This is a genomic window from Streptomyces collinus (assembly GCF_031348265.1).
GTDB lineage: Bacteria > Actinomycetota > Actinomycetes > Streptomycetales > Streptomycetaceae > Streptomyces > Streptomyces collinus.
The window spans coordinates 1,611,048-1,625,581 of record NZ_CP133771.1 but is presented as its reverse complement, the minus strand read 5'-3'; the positions used below and the strand labels follow the sequence as shown (position 1 = coordinate 1,625,581).

Annotated in this window: 12 protein-coding genes, 1 tRNA gene and 1 pseudogene; 8 read left to right on the top strand and 6 right to left on the bottom strand. The window is 72.4% G+C overall.

Translation table 11 applies throughout. The annotated features are described in order from the left end of the window. Positions 1 to 18: 18 nt before the first annotated feature. Positions 19 to 513 carry a hypothetical protein gene (locus tag RFN52_RS07215; protein WP_184843914.1) on the bottom strand — a complete coding sequence of 165 codons (495 nt, stop codon included), beginning with the start codon at positions 511 to 513 and terminating at the stop codon, positions 19 to 21. 629 nt (positions 514 to 1,142) lie between these two features. On the opposite strand from RFN52_RS07215, the gene RFN52_RS07210 reads away from it, so the two are divergent. Together RFN52_RS07210 and RFN52_RS07205 are read left to right on the top strand one after the other, a co-directional pair. Next, a complete protein-coding gene (locus RFN52_RS07210) occupies positions 1,143 to 1,826 on the top strand; it encodes a hypothetical protein (protein ID WP_311240917.1) in 684 nt (227 codons plus the stop codon). Between the two features lie 67 nt (positions 1,827 to 1,893). Continuing rightward, positions 1,894 to 2,282 (top strand): annotated as a pseudogene (locus tag RFN52_RS07205) (hypothetical protein). Between the two features lie 114 nt (positions 2,283 to 2,396). On the opposite strand, the gene RFN52_RS07200 reads toward RFN52_RS07205, so the two are convergent. From RFN52_RS07200 to RFN52_RS07185, 4 genes are all read right to left on the bottom strand, one after another. Further along, on the bottom strand, positions 2,397 to 2,603 hold the full coding sequence (locus RFN52_RS07200; RefSeq protein ID WP_062925803.1) for a hypothetical protein: 207 nt from the start codon (positions 2,601 to 2,603) through the stop codon (positions 2,397 to 2,399). Between the two features lie 11 nt (positions 2,604 to 2,614). Continuing rightward, complete coding sequence (locus tag RFN52_RS07195) at positions 2,615 to 3,970, bottom strand: type III PLP-dependent enzyme domain-containing protein (protein WP_184843911.1); 1,356 nt, start codon at positions 3,968 to 3,970, stop codon at positions 2,615 to 2,617. Between the two features lie 284 nt (positions 3,971 to 4,254). Further along, the gene (locus RFN52_RS07190) at positions 4,255 to 5,916 is read right to left on the bottom strand and encodes a helix-turn-helix domain-containing protein (protein WP_184843909.1); all 1,662 of its coding nucleotides are present in this window, start codon (positions 5,914 to 5,916) and stop codon (positions 4,255 to 4,257) included. Positions 5,917 to 6,025: 109 nt separating this feature from the next. After that, complete coding sequence (locus RFN52_RS07185) at positions 6,026 to 8,398, bottom strand: SCO7613 C-terminal domain-containing membrane protein (RefSeq protein WP_311240916.1); 2,373 nt, start codon at positions 8,396 to 8,398, stop codon at positions 6,026 to 6,028. Between the two features lie 97 nt (positions 8,399 to 8,495). Here RFN52_RS07185 and RFN52_RS07180 point away from each other — a divergent pair, with 97 nt between their 5' ends. Together RFN52_RS07180 and RFN52_RS07175 are read left to right on the top strand one after the other, a co-directional pair. Beyond that, positions 8,496 to 8,942 carry an SRPBCC family protein gene (locus RFN52_RS07180; RefSeq protein WP_184843902.1) on the top strand — a complete coding sequence of 149 codons (447 nt, stop codon included), beginning with the start codon at positions 8,496 to 8,498 and terminating at the stop codon, positions 8,940 to 8,942. A gap of 39 nt (positions 8,943 to 8,981) precedes the next feature. Then, positions 8,982 to 9,053 (top strand) — tRNA-Val (locus tag RFN52_RS07175). Positions 9,054 to 9,121: 68 nt separating this feature from the next. Here RFN52_RS07175 and RFN52_RS07170 read toward each other — a convergent pair. Then, the gene (locus tag RFN52_RS07170) at positions 9,122 to 9,850 is read right to left on the bottom strand and encodes a 3'-5' exonuclease (RefSeq protein WP_184853818.1); all 729 of its coding nucleotides are present in this window, start codon (positions 9,848 to 9,850) and stop codon (positions 9,122 to 9,124) included. A 169-nt stretch (positions 9,851 to 10,019) separates the two neighbouring features. Here RFN52_RS07170 and RFN52_RS07165 point away from each other — a divergent pair, with 169 nt between their 5' ends. From RFN52_RS07165 to RFN52_RS07150, 4 genes are all read left to right on the top strand, one after another. Further along, entirely contained in the window at positions 10,020 to 10,586 is a 567-nt protein-coding gene (locus RFN52_RS07165; RefSeq protein ID WP_062925797.1) for a DUF4365 domain-containing protein, read from the top strand. After that, positions 10,583 to 11,818 carry a hypothetical protein gene (locus tag RFN52_RS07160; protein WP_184843899.1) on the top strand — a complete coding sequence of 412 codons (1,236 nt, stop codon included), beginning with the start codon at positions 10,583 to 10,585 and terminating at the stop codon, positions 11,816 to 11,818. Before RFN52_RS07165 ends, RFN52_RS07160 begins: the two co-directional genes overlap by 4 nt. 92 nt (positions 11,819 to 11,910) lie before the next feature. Then, positions 11,911 to 13,887: a threonine--tRNA ligase gene (thrS, locus tag RFN52_RS07155; RefSeq protein ID WP_184843896.1), complete on the top strand. Its 1,977-nt coding sequence runs from the start codon at positions 11,911 to 11,913 to the stop codon at positions 13,885 to 13,887. 66 nt (positions 13,888 to 13,953) lie between these two features. Further along, positions 13,954 to 14,514, top strand: coding sequence for an HIT family protein (locus tag RFN52_RS07150; protein ID WP_184843893.1), 561 nt, complete (start codon positions 13,954 to 13,956; stop codon positions 14,512 to 14,514). Positions 14,515 to 14,534 lie beyond the last annotated feature (20 nt).

The window sequence follows — 14,534 nt, the reverse complement described above, 5'->3', positions numbered from 1 at the left end:
AGTGCCCGACCCCCACGGCTATCGGGGCCGGTTACACAGGAAGCAGCCTTCCCACTTCGGGAGCCCGCTGAGGACGCGGTGACGCGTGCACGATGCCATCGCCGCCCCGTCCGGTCCGGGGAAGTGGTGGTACGGGCCGCTGTCGGCCGGCGGGGTGAAGGATTCCACCATGACCCTGAATTGATGCAGGTACTCGTGCACACGGGGCGGGTGGTAGCCCAACTCGCTCCAGCGGTGTCCGCTGGCTGCGAGAGCTGTGGTGCGCAGGACGAAGTCCTTGGACCGCGCGCGCTGGGATTCGCCGGCGCCCCAGTCGATCTCCTCCAGGTGGAAACCGACCGCACCTCGGCCCATCACGTTCTGGTCCTGCGCGATCAATAGCGCTGCGAAGCGAAGGTCCCAGGCCTCGGATGCAAGATCGGACACAGCGAGCATCAGCACCTCAACAAACGCCTCGGTGGCGCCGTTGGACAGATCCAGCTCCCGGCCTCCACCAGAAAAGATGTTCGCCACCTGACCACCGTACCGTCGGGCTACGGTCCTGCTTCGTCGGTCTCGAACATCGGCAGGCGGTGATGCCAGCCCCGCGCTCGGCACCCCCCGCCCCGGCGGCTGGGGCCGTCGTGCCGCAGCCCGCGGAGCCGGAGACGTTCACGTGCCAGGCCGCGCCGGACACGAAGGCCGTCGCGCCGGTGGACGCTCCCACCGCCCGGTCCGCGCCCGAGCATCCGGCCACCCGCCCAGCGACGTCGACGCGGCGTCCGGCGGCGAAGAAGGTGGCGGAGCCAGCGTCCGACTCACGGTTCCCGCGCGGTCGCTCGCCATACAGGAGGGCCGTCATCACCTTTGCAACGACGCACACAGTGAGCCGAGTTGTCGCTGGGTGATGAGGCGGGGCGCGAGTCCAGGAGCATGGTGGCTGTCGGCGGCCGCGGATGCGCGGGCGTCGGAAGCCGACCGGCCGACGGCCGTCCGGGCCTGCCATGGCGGCCCGGCACCCCACCGCGGCCGCGGCGTCCATCGACCCGAACTGCCGAGCGCGGACAACCATCACCTACACTGCGAGCCCACCAGTCCCGACGTCGCTGTAGCGTGCTTGCCGAAGTGAATGGGCAGCAGCAACAAGCGGGACAGGAGCGAAAATGCCAGGTGGCATACAGCGCAGCATGGTGGTATCGGCGGACAGTGCAGACGAGCCGCCCGCTGAGGCCGTGGCACCGTGGAAGTCGGTGCGCCGCACCGTCGCGTTGGTGGCCTTCGGGTGGGGGACCGCTGTGGGCACCGCCGGTATCGCGTACCTGACATTGGGGTCGGAATGGATCCCCATCATGGTCGGGGTGGTGCTGTGCCTGGCGTTCGCTGTGGCGCTGCTCTTGCTCCATCGGGCCCTGTGGCTGACGGTCCTGTCCTCGGTGCCGGCGCTCTTCGTCCTCGTCGGGGCCGTGCAGTACGCGCCTGAAGCGGCGCTGGAGTTGCGCGGTGTTCGGGAGAACGTCGTCATCGTGGCCGACAGCGCGGCCGGAACGTCGAGTGGCAATCACCGCTTCACCCTTCGGGCCACCAACGGAGACGAGCTGGAGGAGAAGCTGGGTCACGACGGTGACATGTGGGTTCCCAAGGTGGGAGACCGACTCGACGTCATCCGTGATCCGAAGGGTGTCGTTCCGATGGAGCAGGCGGATGACGTGGACGCTGCGGGGCGGATGAGTGGCCTGATCTCCGGCACGGTGGGTTGGACACTGATCGCCATTCTGGCCGGCTGGCGTGGCCACGTCCGACGCCGCCGGGGGCACGGCGAGTCCTTGCTGCTCCAACTCGCTTACTGACGGCGGCTCCCGAGGAGCCATCGCACTGACGAAGCTTCGGATTTCCTGAATGCACGGGACACAGGGAATCCCGACCCCTCCCTGGGCCCCGGTGGTCACCACCCTCGCCGGGGCTCGCAGCGCGAGACCAAGCGCCGCCGTCGTGATCTGCGGCTCCACGCGCTTCATGACCGAGATGAACGAGGCCGATCTGCGGGAGATCCAGAGCCGGAAGGATCGTCGTCAAACCGGGCTGGGGACATGAAGTCGCCGCACGAACTCTGGTCCGATCCTGTCGAGGCCGAGGCGCTGAAGGCTCGACTCGACGATCTGTACCGGGCAAAGATCCGGCTCGCTGATGAGGTGCTCGTGGCCGGCGACTACATCGGAGACAGCACCCGAGCCGAAATCGCCTACGCCCGGTCGCTGGGCAAGCCCGTGCGTTTCACACACCATGAAGCCGACCCTGACGCCTGACCGCCCGCTGCCACCTCGACAACCGGGCCGGCAGCCCGCTGCCTGACCGTCTCGAGGTGGCTTCGGCCGCCGCCCACCCCACACCCCCCGCAGGGATCCCTTGGAATTGACCATCTAGTCGATGATCTGATGGAAGAACAGGACGGCCGGGGCCACCACCCCGCCTCCGACGCTCACCGCGACCGGCCACACGTTGCCGGCCAGCGCCGCCAGAACAGTGGCACCGATGCCTGTCAGGGCTGCCAGCAGGAAGACGATCGCGGTGCGCTGGCTGAGGAGCGGTCCGTCCCCGCCGGGCCGCCGACGGTTGGCCTGTGCCACCTCGGTGCCCCTCAGCCGACGCCGTGAACGGGTTCGTACTCCTGCTGTCGCCCGGGGAGGGCGTGCCCGTCCGGGCCCGGCACGTCCCACGGATCCTGCGCGGGACGCAGGAGTTCGAAGCGGACACCGCCGCCGTCACCACTCGTCCTGACCCCGTACACGGCGGGTTCGGGCAGGCTGTTGTAGTGGAAGGGCGTCGAGAAGTAGTAGGCGCCGGTGTCCGGGACGGTGATGAGGTCGCCCGGTTCCAGGAGCGGCAGCGCGCGGTCACGCGCCAGCAGGTCCCCGGCGAAGCAGGCGGGTCCCGCGATGTCCTGGCGGACCGGTCCGCCCCGCTTGGCCCTGCCGCTTCCGTCGTGCGCCTCGATCCGCAACGGCCAGGCGTCGGGGTTGAACACCGTCCGGGTGGCCACCTGCACACCGGCGTGGGTGACCGCGATCGGCCGGCCGCCCATGCTCTTGGTGTACTCGACGTACGCGGCGGTGAACCCGTTCTTGGCGAGGACGGACCGCCCGAACTCGGTGACGATCTCGTACCCGCCGGAGAACAGGGCGGGAGCCTGGGCGCGCAGCTGCCGGACGTACGTGTCGAAGGTGGGTGTGGTCTCGTCGTCGGCGAAGTTGACGGGCAGTCCGCCGCCGATGTCGATGCCGACGACCTGGCGCCGCCCGAGCGAGGCGTTGACCTCCTCGGCGAACGCCACGGCCTGCCCGACCCCGCCGGCCATGAGGTCGAGCGGGCACCCCTGCGAACCGGCGTGCGTGTGCACCCAGGTCAGCCACGGGTGGTCGTGATAGGCGCGCAGCAGCCGCTGCCGGCTTCCCGGGTCCGCCAGGGGGACGCCGAACTTCGAGGTGCTCGTCGCCGTGCTCATCGCGGCGATGCTGCCGCCGCCGAGCTGGGAGTTGACCCGCACTCCGATCCGCGAGACCGGGACGCGGCCGTCCAGGGCCCGGTCGATCCGCGCCAGTTCCTGGTAGTTGTCCGCGTTGACGGCCACACCCAGGTCGAGGGCGTGCCGCAGCTCGGCCTCCGTCTTGGCGGGGGAGTCGAAGACGATCCGGTCCGGCGCGAACCCGGCTGCCAGCGCGCGGGCCAGCTCACCCGCGGTGGCCACCTCGCAGCCCATGCCGAGTCGCCTGAGCTCCGCCAGCACCGGCACCAGGCAGTTCGCCTTGGCGGCGAACGCGTGCAGCACGCGCGGCGCGGAGGGGAAGGCGCGGTGCAGGGACGCGACGGTCGCGGCGACGCCGTCGAGGTCGACGAAGGCGGCCAGCTGGGACCGCCCGGCGTCCAGCAGTCCCTGCCGCACCGCTTCCTGGAGGATCCGTGTCCGCCGCTCGGCGGCGGGGGTCAGTCCGGTCATGGTGAGCCTTCCGGTGTCGTACGCGAGGCCTGGGACAGCCCCGGGTGGAACACCAGGCTGCGGCCCGCACCGGGACGGCGTCTTCGTCGAGTCGTCAAAGACCCGCGCCTCACCTACGGCGGTAAGGTGCAACAACTCCTCGTCCGGACCCGGGTGTTGGGAGATACGACAAAAGCGAGGCCCCGCGATGGTGGTCCCGGCCGAACGGCGGCCCGCCGAGCCGGCCGCCTCGGCGGCGACTGGGGCCGCCTCCCGCGCCCGCTCCCCTCTCGGGTGCCGCACGTTCAGGGGCGTGCGCCGTCGGCCTCTGCGCCCAGACGCAGCTGCACCTGGGCGAGCAGCCGGGCGTCGGGACTCTCCAGGTCCAGCCCCGACACCTGCCTGATCCGGCGCAATCGGTAGCGCAGACTGTTGGCGTGCACGCCCAGCGCGCGCGAGGCGGCGGACACGTCACCGAAGTGGTCGAGGTAGGCGCGCAGGGTCTCCACCAGGCAACTGCCGCCGTGATCGGCGTCGAACTCCCTCAGCCGGGCCACCGAGGTCCGCGGCGGCAGCGTCACCTCGCGCAGGGCCTCGACGACCTGGAGGATGCCCACGGTGTCCGCGACGTCCTCGCTCCGCGCGACGGTGTGCGGCCCGGCGGTCGCGAGGAGCGCCTGGAGGGCCCGCTCGGCCGACCGGCGTGATGCGGGCGCCCCCGCCAGGCCGGGGACCACGTCGCCGAGACCCGCCTTCACCGTCGAGCCGATCGTCGCCGACAGCTGATCGGCCAGTGCGCTCCCCAGCCGCCTCACCTGGCCGTCGGCCCGCCGGGCGTCGCGCTCCAGCCCGCTCACCAGCACCCAGGCCCCGCCGCCCGCCGGGACCACCACGACGCGGTGGCCCAGGGCCGCGCAGTGCAGGGTCAGCAGGCCGTACAGCCCGGACGGACCGTCGTCCGCGGGGTGGCCGGAACCGATGCCCACCGCCAGGACGGCACAGGGTTCCCGGGGCGGCAGCGAGGCCCGCTCCGCGAGCACCTCCACGGACCCACGGTCCTCCAGCAGCGCCCGGGCCGCATCCTCCACCAGCCGGCCGTCCGAGCTGTGGGTGCGGTGGTGGAGCAGGTGGGCGGCGGCGGTCCGGGCCGCCGCGCGCAGCGTCTCCGTGGCGTTCGGCGCCAGCGGCCGGCCGGCCACCGCCGCCACCCAGATGGAGCCGAGCGCCTCCCCGCCCGCCCGCACGGCCCCCACCAGACGCTCCGGATCCTGCCCGTGGGCGGGCCGGTGCAGCACATCGCCCGCACCCCACAGCGCCTGGAAGAACCCCGCCTCCCGCATGGCCGCCACCCGCCAGGGCGGCACCCGGCGGCCGAGGATCGTCAGCCGGCGCATCTCGTCCACGTTCTCCTCGGTGGACGAGTACGCCAGCACCCGCGACTCCGTGTCCTCGATCGTCACCGAGCCTCCCACCAGGGCGGCCACCGCCTCGGCCAGGGAGTCCAGATCGCCCAGGGGCACGCCGCTGGTGGCGGGCATCGGGGGAGCACCCGCCGCGGCCAGCCCGGCCCTCAGCACCCCCACGAGCTGTGCCCAGGTGCACCAGGCGGTGCGGAAGAGCACCGCCGTGCCGCCCTCCTCCGCGGCCGTCTGCAGCGCCCGCCCGGTGGGCTCCGGCCGTCCCGGACCGAACACCACACCCGCCGCACCGGCCTCACCGGCCCGGCGCACGACGTCGACGGCATGCGCCGAGCCCGGGTCTACGCCGACCGCGAGCAGTAACTCCCGTGGTCTGATGGCCGGTTCCAGGGCGTCCAGCACATGCACACCGGTGACCTGTGTCCGCAGCCCCTCCGGGGCCGTGTGCAACTCCACGGCCCCCGCCCCCACCACCGAGAGCAGGCGCTCCAGCGTCCCCTGGTCCCCGGCGCCCGCGCCCCGGCCCGCCGATTCCTGCAGGTCCGTCATGATGCCCCCCGCCTCCCGCCTCCGCCCGAGCGTGCCGCTGCCACGGCGGCCGATCGGAGAACGTATGACATCACGGGACTTGTCCGCAGTCGAGACGGCCTCGACGTCCCTAGTCCATCCTCCCCAGGGCCTCCCGCACCCGACGGACGTCGCGGATCCGCTGCTCGTACGTCGCCCCGAGGGCGAGCAGCAGGAGCCCGGCGAGGGCGGGAGGTGCCCAGCGGGGGAGTGCCCCCGTCACCTGCACGACGTACGGGGCGAGTTCGTGCAGGGTGATCAGGGCCAGCGTCGAGCCGCCGAGCACCAGCGGTGCCTGGAGGTGATGCCGGGCGCCCAGTAGCGTGACCAGCAGCGCCGCACCGCCCAGCAGCAGTGGCCGTGGCCAGTACGGGTCGGCCCAGGCCGCGACCAGGCTCGGCAGGAGCGTGACGGTGAGGCCGGCGCCGTACGACGTCCAGGAGGAGGCCTGCGGGTCGCGGCGCCGGCGCAGGGCACCGACGAGCAGCGCCGGGACGGTCACCGGGAGCGTGTACGCCTCGGGCGTGCCCACGTCCCAGGCCGCCAGGCGTACCCACGCGGCCAGCACGAACAGGGCCGTGGCCGGGTAGCCGACCGGACGACGCCCCTCGCGCAGGGCCGTGCCCGCGGCGATCACCCCGCACAGGGCCAGGACCAGGGCGAGCATCGGCGGGTCGGTGACGGCGAGCGCCACGGCGAACAGAGCCACGGCTGCGCCCACGGCCTCGACGGGCACCGTCGTCCGGGATGCGCCCAGGCGCGCCGCCAGCAGGGCGGCGGCACCGGCAACGGCGAGTACCGGCAAGGCGGTTCGGGCCGACGGCCAGTCCGCCGCGGCACCGGACGCGGCGGCCAGCGCGGCGGCGTGCACGAGAGCGGCCGGAGCGGTGAAGGGGGCGACGCCCGCCCGCCACGAGGCCGCTGCGAACAGCGCCGTCAGCGCGGAGAGCACCACCAGGGTCGCGGACTGGGAGGCGAGCGAGACCAGGGTGAGGCCGGCGGCCGTGACCAGGGCGAGGACGAGGGCCGTGACCTGCGCGGCCCCCTCCGTGACCCGGCACGCGTACAGCGCGACCGCCGTGATGACGCCCAGGACGAGCATCCCCGCGAGGTACGGAGCCTCGACGATCGCTGGAAGTATCAGAGCCGTGGCCCAGAGCAGCCCCGCGGCACTCAGCCGGGCACGCCCGCGCCACTCCTGCGCGCGGACCGCCAGGGCGAGAACGGCGGCGACAGCCACCAGCACCAAGGGAGCCGGTGCTGTGTCCGGCGGCCAGGGCACATCGGCGGCCACCGCCGCACGGGCGTCCGCCGGAGCACCGCTCCACACCCGGCCCAGCCGGACGGCCGGACCCAGCAGCACCACGGCGACGACGGGCAGCGTCCACAGCACCGCCAGCGCCTGTACGGCACCGGAGGCCCAGGCGAAGCCCCTGCGCATCGCGTCCGGGAGCCGTTCGGCCCGCACCGCTGCCAACAGGGCGACACCGACGGCCAGATGAGCCGGAACCGCCCACTGCGAGGGCACCACCGAGCGGGCCACCCCGCCGAGCGCGGCCACCACGAGCAGCCCGGACGCGATCGCGAGGCCGAGGGCGTGCTTCCTGCCCGGCTCCGGCCGGGCCGTACCCAGGGCGATCGCCGCCGCCAGCAGGAGCAGCGCCCCGGCACGGGAAGCGTCACCCGGACCGCCGGCCGTCAAGGACAGCCAGCCGGCCCCCAGCACACCCCAGCCGCCCATGCCGTACGCACCGGCGACGGCGGTGATCCGCGCGGCCCCGGCCGTCAGCCGAACCACCGCCACCGCGTCGAGCCCGGCCGTCACCAGCAGCGCGGCCGTGATCGCCTCCGCACCCGCGTCGGCGGACAGGGTCCACAGCAACAGCGGGAACTGGGCCGCGGCCAGGGCGCACGGCAGGGGCAGACGGAGCGACGCCGTGACCGGCAGCAGGCCGTACCCCGCCCAGGTCACCGCCAGCACCGCGGCCGCGGCCGCCGCGTACCCGGTGCCGTCCGTCCCGGAAAGGGCCGCCGCGTGCAGTGCGTAGGCGTCCAGGACGGTCAGGGCGAGCCCGAGACCCGCCACGGACTCGGCCGTCGACCGCAGCCCCCGCTTCAGCAGAGCCACGGGCGCGGCGAGCGTGGCCAGCGTGACCGCGCCGAGCACCAGGGCCCGCCCGGCGATCCCCATCTGCCCCCAGCTGACCAGCGTGAACACCGCCGCTGCGAGCGTGAGCAGGACACCGCCGAGGACCAGCAGCACGTTCTGCACGCTGGGCGCCGCCGTCTCAGGGCGCGGCGATACGGTGATCGGGGGCTGCGCCGAGGCCCAGGGCCGCGGCTGCTGCAGTGCCGCGACCAGCCAGGCGCGACGCGTCAGCAACTGGGCGCGCCGGGCGTCCAGTTGCCGGAGTTCGGCATCGAGGAGCCGCAATTCCTCGGCCGGGGGCGGAAGGTGGGTCATGGCTGGCAGTGTGGTCCGCGTCACCTCGCACGACATGAGTGCGGATACTCAGGCGCGTACTCAGACGGTCCGCGCCGCTCCTGGGCAGACTTCCGGCATGGACTGGAACCATTACCGCTTCCGCAGTCTGTGGACCCTGCCCGCACCGCCCGCCACCGTCTACGACGTGCTGGAACGCCCCGAGGACTACCCGCGCTGGTGGCCCCAGGTGCGACAGGTGACCCGGGTCGACGACACCACCGGGGTGATCCGCATCCGCTCCGTCCTGCCGTATGACATGACCTTCACGGCGCGGGAGGTGCGACGCGATCCCGAGGCCGGTGTGCTGGAGACCGCCCTGTCCGGGGACATCGAGGGCTGGGCATGCTGGACCGTGGCACCGCACGGGACGGGCACTCTCGCGCGCTACGACCAGGTCGTCAGCGTGCACAAGCCGCTGCTGCGCCGGCTCGCCGTACCGGGACGGCCCGTCTTCCGCGCCAACCACGCGCTGATGATGCACTCCGGGCGGCGCGGACTCCTCAGGTACCTCGAAGCGGTTTGAAGGAAGCGTGCCCGGACCTGTATGGTTCAGTGCGTTCCCGGGCGATTAGCTCAGTGGGAGAGCGCTTCGTTCACACCGAAGAGGTCACTGGTTCGAACCCAGTATCGCCCACCGGAAACAACCGGTCCGTCGCAGACGGACCGGTTTTTTCATGCCCTCGCGGGCCCCGTGCCAGGTGCTCAGGCCGCCGCCGGCAGGTCCGGACGCAGCGGCCACGCCGGGTCGACCGCCTCGTCCACGCCGCTGCGCGCGAACCACGCCTGCAGGCCCCGCGCCTGCGCCGCGTGCCACACCGCCTGCAGGGTGTGCAGCTCACCCGGGGTGAGACGCTCCAGCCGGGACGCGAACCGCCGGCCCACCGCCCGCGTGACCTCCAGCGCCGCCACGGCGTCGGCCGCCGCGTCGTGCGCGCCCTCCAGGGCGACGCCGTAGTGCGCACACAGGTCGGTCAGGGTGCGCCGGCCCTTGCGGTAGCGGTCCAGGTGCTTGTCCAGAACCCGCGGGTCGAGCACGGACAGCGGAGCCGACTCGAACCAGCGGCCGAGCGCCGAGGCGCGATGGCGGCGCAACTCCCGGTCCAGCATGGTCAGATCGAACGGCGCGTTCATCACCACGACCGGGCGCCCGGCGTGTGCCTGCTCGGCCAGCGCCTGCGCTATCTCGTACATCACCGGCGCCGGCCACCGGCCGTTGAGCCGCAGATGCTCCTCCGTCAGTCCGTGCACCGCCGTCGCCTCCGCCGGCACCGGCACCCCCGGGTTCACCAGCCAACGGCTCACCCGCGGCCGGATGCCCGGCGCATCCTGGACGACCACGGCGGCCGACACGATCCGGTCGGTCTCGACGTCGACGCCCGTCGTCTCCGTGTCGAAGGCGGCCAGCGGCCCCTCGTACCAGCACGTCGTCATAGCCACACAACCCCTCGTTCACCTTCGGCAGTTGACGCACCGTCCGCTGCCCGATTCGGTGATACCCGGGCTGTTTGCGCCGTACGCCGGAAGGAGACAACAGGAGTACGGGTCGTTGCAGTTCAGCGGCCCGCAACGGGGAATCACTTGTTCTGGAAGGCTGTTGGCCATGGCCATAGCGCAGCCCGAACGGGGCGGGCTGCTGCCCGAGCGCACGGCTCCCTCTCGCGGCACTCTCGCCACCACCGCCTGCATGGAGACACTGCAGGTCGGCTATCTGCACGCCGTCGCGGCGGCCGCCGGCTGCTCGCTGTCCCAGCCCTTTCCCGACAACGGCATCGACTGGCACGTCAGCCACAGCGCCCCCGGGCACACGGTCGACGACGAGGTCACCATCAAGGTGCAGCTCAAGGCCACGTACCAGGTCCCGCCCAACCCGCCGGGCCGCACCTTCTCCTTCACGCTCGACAACGACCACCTGGCGAAGCTCGCCCGCACACCCGTGTCGGTGCACAAGATCCTCGTGGTGATGCTGGTGCCGCGCGCCCAGGACGACTGGCTGCGCGCCGGCCACGACCGGCTCGACCTGAGGCACTGCTGCTACTGGACCAATCTCGCCGGACAGCCGATCACCGGCCGCCGCCGCACCACCGTGCGCATACCGACCTCACGCATCTTCGACGACCGGGCCCTGTGCGAGATCATGACGCGGGTCGGGACGGGAGGGAAACCGTGACGCACCGCCCGACCGAGGAACCCCCGCGGCAGGTCCGTCCGCACCCCGTCGAGTCACCGGGACACGGCGGCCGCCCGCCCGAGCCCGCCGATGTCGACCCGGCCGTGCTGAACGCCCTGCTGCGCCGGCACGGCTGGCAGCGGCGCGGCGGCGCCCCCGGACGCTACGGCCGCTGGACCCCGCCCGGCCCCGGCGGCGGCACCAGCCTCCTGGTGCCGGAGACCCGCGCCTTCCCCGACAGCGACGACCTGCTCGGCGAGGCCCTGCTCGCCCTGTCCCGCAGCGGCTCGCCCTCCGCCCGCGAGGTCCTCGTCTCCCTCGCCGTGCCCAGCGACGAGATCCGCTGGTGGCACGACGTCCCCGCCGGACCCGCCGGCGCGGCCTCCTGGACCGTCGAGGACCGGCTGCGCGGCGCCGCCCGCCGGATGCTGCTCGCGGCGGCCCTCGCCACCCGCGCCCGGGCCGGCTACCACGGAGCCCGCCACCGCCGCTCCGCCGCCGCGGCCCTGCAACACGTCCTGGTCGGCTCCGCCACCGACGGCCGCCTCACCGCCTTCGTGCCCGTCGCCGGCGGGCGCCCCCTGGCCGTACGCCTCCACCAGGCCCTCTTCGCCGCCCGCGAGGCCATCGACTACCAGCGGGCCACCGGCGGCATGGACGCCTTCGACGCCGCCGTCGAGGCAGGCGTGAGCCATGACCTCACCGAGGCGCTCGTCGCCCTCGTCCGCGGTACGGAGGGCGCCCGGATCGCCGTCGAGTGGGCCCCGGCGGCCGGTGTGCCCGAGGGCTGCGCGCCCTCCGCCGAGCCCGTCGAGTTCTCGCCCGGCGACCTGGCCGTGCTGCGCGAGGCGGGCGCCCGCTACCTGCGCGAGGAACCCGCCGTCCCGGTGCGGATCACCGGAGCGGTGGTACGGCTGCGCAGGTCGGGGCCGCGCGGCGACGGCACCGTACGGCTGCGCGTGCTGGCCGGGGCCGACGTGCCGAACGTCCGGATCACCCTCGACGAGGAGGCCTACCGGATCGCCGGGCACGCCCACCTCGTCGGGCTCCCGGTGCGGGTGCAGGGGCGGCTGGAGAGCCGGGGCGGATTCCGCCGCCTCACCGGCGCCCACGGGGTCGTCCCCGTACAGCTCGACGACGCCGAGCGGGACCGGCTGATGAAGGCGCTGCAGGAGAACGCCGGGGTGGCGGCCTTCTTCGAGGAGGCCTGCGGAGGGGACTGCGGGGACTGATTTCGCGAAGGGCGGTCCCGGGTCGGTACGATCCTTACTCGTGCGCGCGCTCCGGTATGGCGCCCGCGGCCCCCTTCAGTCAGGAGAGACCGGTGTCAGACGTCCGTGTGATCATCCAGCGCGATTCCGAGCGGGAAGAACGCGTGGTGACGACGGGCACTACGGCCGCCGAGCTCTTCGCCGGCGAGCGCTCGATCATCGCCGCGCGCGTGGCCGGCGAGCTCAGGGACCTGTCGTACGCCCTGTCCGAGGGCGACGAGGTCGAGGGCGTCGAGATCTCCTCCGAGGACGGCCTGAACATCCTGCGCCACTCCACCGCGCACGTCATGGCGCAGGCCGTGCAGGAGCTCTTCCCCGAGGCCAAGCTGGGCATCGGCCCGCCCGTCAAGGACGGCTTCTACTACGACTTCGATGTCGAGAAGCCGTTCACGCCCGAGGATCTCAAGGCCATCGAGAAGAAGATGCAGGAGATCCAGAAGCGCGGGCAGCGCTTCTCCCGCCGCGTGGTGACCGACGAGGCCGCCCGTGACGAGCTGGCCGACGAGCCCTACAAGCTGGAGCTGATCGGCCTCAAGGGTTCCGCGTCGTCCGACGACGGCGCGGACGTCGAGGTCGGCGCCGGCGAGCTGACGATCTACGACAACCTGGACGCCAAGACCGGCGACCTGTGCTGGAAGGACCTCTGCCGGGGCCCCCACCTGCCGTCGACCCGTGCCATCCCGGCGTTCAAGCTGATGCGCAACGCGGCCGCCTACTGGCGTGGCAGCGAGAAGAACCCCATGCTCCAGCGCATCTACGGCACCGCCTGGCCCACCAAGGACGAGCTGAAGGCGCACCTGGAGTTCCTCGCCGAGGCCGAGAAGCGCGATCACCGCAAGCTGGGCAGCGAGCTCGACCTGTTCTCGGTCCCGGAGCAGATCGGCTCCGGCCTCGCCGTCTTCCACCCCAAGGGCGGCATCATCCGCCGGGTCATGGAGGACTACTCGCGGCGCCGCCACGAGGAAGAGGGCTACGAGTTCGTCTACACCCCGCACGCCACCAAGGGGAAGCTCTTCGAGACCTCGGGCCACCTGGACTGGTACGCCGACGGCATGTACCCGCCCATGCAGCTCGACGAGGGCGTGGACTACTACCTCAAGCCCATGAACTGCCCGATGCACAACCTGATCTTCGACGCGCGCGGGCGTTCCTACCGTGAACTGCCGCTGCGCCTCTTCGAGTTCGGGACGGTGTACCGGTACGAGAAGTCGGGCGTCGTGCACGGCCTGACCCGGGCCCGCGGCTTCACCCAGGACGACGCGCACATCTACTGCACGCGCGAGCAGATGTCGGAGGAGCTCGACAAGACGCTCACCTTCGTCCTCGGCCTGCTGCGCGACTACGGCCTGACCGACTTCTACCTGGAGCTGTCCACCAAGGACCCGGAGAAGTTCGTCGGCTCGGACGAGGCCTGGGAGGAGGCCACGGAGACGCTGCGCCAGGTCGCCGAGAAGCAGGGCCTGCCCCTGGTGCCCGACCCGGGCGGCGCCGCCTTCTACGGCCCGAAGATCTCCGTCCAGACCAAGGACGCCATCGGCCGCACCTGGCAGATGTCGACGATCCAGCTCGACTTCAACCTGCCGGAGCGCTTCGACCTGGAGTACACGGGCCCCGACGGCTCCAAGCAGCGCCCCGTCATGATCCACCGCGCGCTGTTCGGCTCGATCGAGCGCTTCTTCGCGGTGCTCCTGGAGCACTACGCGGGTGCCTTCCCGGCGTGGCTCGCCCCCGTCCAGGCCGTCGGCATCCCGATCGGTGACGCGCACGTCGAGTACCTGGAGAAGTTCGCCGCCGCGGCCAAGAGGAAGGGCCTGCGCGTCGAGGTCGACTCCTCCTCGGACCGCATGCAGAAGAAGATCCGCAACGCCCAGAAGCAGAAGGTGCCCTTCATGGTCATCGCGGGCGACGAGGACATGTCCCACGCGTCCGTGTCCTTCCGCTACCGCGACGGCTCGCAGGAGAACGGCATCCCCTTCGACGAGGCCATCGCGAAGATCCAGAAGATCGTCGAGGAGCGCGCGCAGGTCTGATCACGCGGCGTTCGGGCCCCCGGGGAGATCCCGGGGGCCTTTGCCGTCCCCCCAGCTCGACGCCATATGCTGCACTGCATGACGAGTGAGCCGGAGCAGCAGCTGGGAGTGGGGACGCAGGACGCGTTCCAGCGTCTGTGGACGCCGCATCGGATGGCCTACATCCAGGGCGAGAACAAGCCCACCGGCCCGGGCGCCGGCGACGGCTGCCCCTTCTGCTCGATCCCGGCCAAGTCCGACGAGGACGGGCTCGTCGTCCGGCGCGGCGAGCAGGTCTACGCGGTGCTCAACCTCTACCCGTACAACGGCGGGCACCTGATGACCGTGCCCTACCGGCACGTCGCCGACTACACCGACCTCACGGCGGGGGAGACCGCCGAGCTCGGCGAACTCACCAAGCAGGCCATGACGGCCCTGCGCAGGGCCTCCGGCGCGCACGGCTTCAACATCGGCATGAACCAGGGCACGGTCGCCGGCGCGGGCATCGCGGCGCACCTGCACCAGCACATCGTGCCGCGCTGGGGCGGGGACACGAACTTCATGCCGGTGGTGGGGCACACGCGGGTGCTGCCGCAGCTGCTGGCGGACACGCGGAAGATGCTGGCGGAGAGCTGGCCGACTGCTTGATCCCGGCGGGTGCGGCGGCC

Coding starts and splice junctions, on each gene's coding strand:
- RFN52_RS07170 (WP_184853818.1), bottom strand. CDS start 9,850: ATGACGACGTGCTGGTACGAGGGGCCGCTGGCCGCCTTCGACACGGAG.
- RFN52_RS07165 (WP_062925797.1), top strand. CDS start 10,020: ATGGCCATAGCGCAGCCCGAACGGGGCGGGCTGCTGCCCGAGCGCACG.
- RFN52_RS07190 (WP_184843909.1), bottom strand. CDS start 5,916: ATGACGGACCTGCAGGAATCGGCGGGCCGGGGCGCGGGCGCCGGGGAC.
- RFN52_RS07150 (WP_184843893.1), top strand. CDS start 13,954: ATGCTGCACTGCATGACGAGTGAGCCGGAGCAGCAGCTGGGAGTGGGG.
- RFN52_RS07195 (WP_184843911.1), bottom strand. CDS start 3,970: ATGACCGGACTGACCCCCGCCGCCGAGCGGCGGACACGGATCCTCCAG.
- RFN52_RS07180 (WP_184843902.1), top strand. CDS start 8,496: ATGGACTGGAACCATTACCGCTTCCGCAGTCTGTGGACCCTGCCCGCA.
- RFN52_RS07210 (WP_311240917.1), top strand. CDS start 1,143: ATGCCAGGTGGCATACAGCGCAGCATGGTGGTATCGGCGGACAGTGCA.
- RFN52_RS07185 (WP_311240916.1), bottom strand. CDS start 8,398: ATGACCCACCTTCCGCCCCCGGCCGAGGAATTGCGGCTCCTCGATGCC.